Annotated in this window: 2 protein-coding genes; both read right to left on the reverse strand. The window is 76.3% G+C overall.

The window, feature by feature from the left end; genetic code table 11:
* A partial coding sequence (locus tag KK097_RS17750; protein WP_214545628.1) for a chaplin family protein occupies positions 1-838 on the reverse strand: 838 nt, incomplete at its 3' end.
* A gap of 87 nt (positions 839-925) precedes the next feature.
* Positions 926-1,929, reverse strand: a 1,004-nt coding sequence (locus KK097_RS17755; protein WP_214545629.1) for a hypothetical protein, incomplete at its 5' end; no start/stop codon positions are given.

Below are 1,929 nucleotides of genomic sequence, written 5' to 3' on the forward strand. Positions count from 1 at the left end.
GCGTCCCCGAGGCCGTGCCGTCCGAACCCGAGGTCGAACCACCGGCAGTCGGAGCGGTACCGGTACCCGTGCCCGCGGCGGGCGCCGTGCCCGTCGCGGTGCCGTCACCGAGGACACCGATCCCGTTGCCGCCGATCGTGATCGGGACGTCGACCGGGCCGGTCACCTGGGTTCCCGAGAGCAGGCCGTCGGTGCCGGACGTGCTGGCGGGGGCCTCGGTCGCCGGGGCTGCTGGTGCCGGAGTCGCCGTTGCCGGGGCGGTGGCGGTCGCCGTGCCGTCACCGAGGACGCCGATCCCGTTGCCGGACACCGTCACCGGTGCCGTCACGGTCGGGACGACCTGGGTGCCGGATGCCGTGCCGTCCTGGCCCGAGGTGCTCGGAGCGGGGGCCGGAGCAGCCGGGGCTGGAGCCACAGGAGCCGGAGCCGGAGCCGGCGCCGCTGCCGGGGCGGTGGTCGAGACGGCGTCGCCGCCGACGGCCACGGCGTTGCCGCCCACCGTCACCGGCGCCGCGACGTCCGGCACCACCTGGGTGCCCGAGAGCGTGCCGTCCTCCCCCGAGGTGGTCGGGGCGGGGGCCGGAGCGGCCGGTGCTGCAGGAGCCGGAGCCGGAGCGGCGGGCGTGGACCCGGTCGCCGTGGAGACCGCGTCGCCGAGCACGGCGATCGCGTTGCCACCGAGGGACACCGGGGCGTCCACGGACGGGGCCACCTGGGTCCCCGAGACGGTGCCGTCAGCACCGGATGTCGTGGCCGCGTTCGCCGCAGCCGTGCCGCCGAGCGTGAGCCCGCCGACGAAGAGGGCGAACCAGAGCCCTCTCGAGACGTACTTGTTCATGGTCGTACTCCCTGATCGAGATCGTCACCGACCGCGGACGCAGCCGGGATGTGTGCGTGCCTGCCGTGGCGGACAGGCGCACCGATCTCAGTCAGGGGCGATGTCGTGCTCGCCGACGACCGATGCGGGGACCGCGTCGTCGGAGAGCGTGCCGCGAGACCCCGCGGCGAGGGAGAGCGTGTCGCCGGTCGAGCCGACGATGCCGACGGCTGCTGCGCCGCCGGAGGTCGAGGAGGCGCTACCGCCGAGCACGCCGGCGTCGGTCGCGTCGAACGGGAGCCCGTGGCGCTCGCCGTCAGCGGGGACGAGCAGTGCGTGCCCGCCGAGGGTCGCGTCCTGCGCGTCGACGGCAGTGACGACCGGCCCGACCGTGGCCGGCGGGGTGACCCGCTCGGACGAGCGGAGCACCGTCGCGCGGTCGTCCACGACGTCGGCGGTCCGGCCGGACACGGGAGCAACGGACGCCGGGACGGCCTGCGTCGGCACGGCACCGGGCCGGCCGGGTGCGACGCCGAGCGGGACCGACGGGACGGGCCCGGCGGACGGGGTCGAGCCACCGCCCACCGGGAGTGCGGGGACGTCGACGACGGGGTCCGTGCCTCCTGGCAGGGTGCCGCCGACCGACGGGACGACGCCCTCGACCACGTCGGGAACGGTGCCCACGGTCGTGCCGACCGAGCCGAGCGTGTCGTCGACCATGCCCGTGACCGGACCGGTCACCGTGCCGAGCGTGTCGTCGCCGAGCACCGTGCCGACCACCGGGACACTGGCGACCACGTCGTCGACCCTGTCGACGACGGCGGTCACCGGTCGCGCGTCGGTGACGCGGTCCACGGTGCCGGTGACGGGTCGCACGACGTTCGCGACGGTGTCGGTGACCGGCCGGGAGGCGCTGGTCACCTGGTCGACGACCTGGCGCACCGGGCGGGTGGCCGGGTCGGCCGCGGGGGCGGTCGTGGTCGGCTGGGCAGCCGGGGCGGTCGCGACCGGAGCGGGGCTCGACGGTGCGGGGGCTGCGGGATCCGGTCCTCCAGGTACTCGTCGCCGGAGCGCACGAACCCGAAGCGGCCGTACCACTGCTCGAGGTGGGC

Origin of the sequence: Curtobacterium flaccumfaciens, assembly GCF_018598405.1 — a bacterium.
In the GTDB taxonomy this organism is placed as follows: domain Bacteria; phylum Actinomycetota; class Actinomycetes; order Actinomycetales; family Microbacteriaceae; genus Curtobacterium; species Curtobacterium aurantiacum.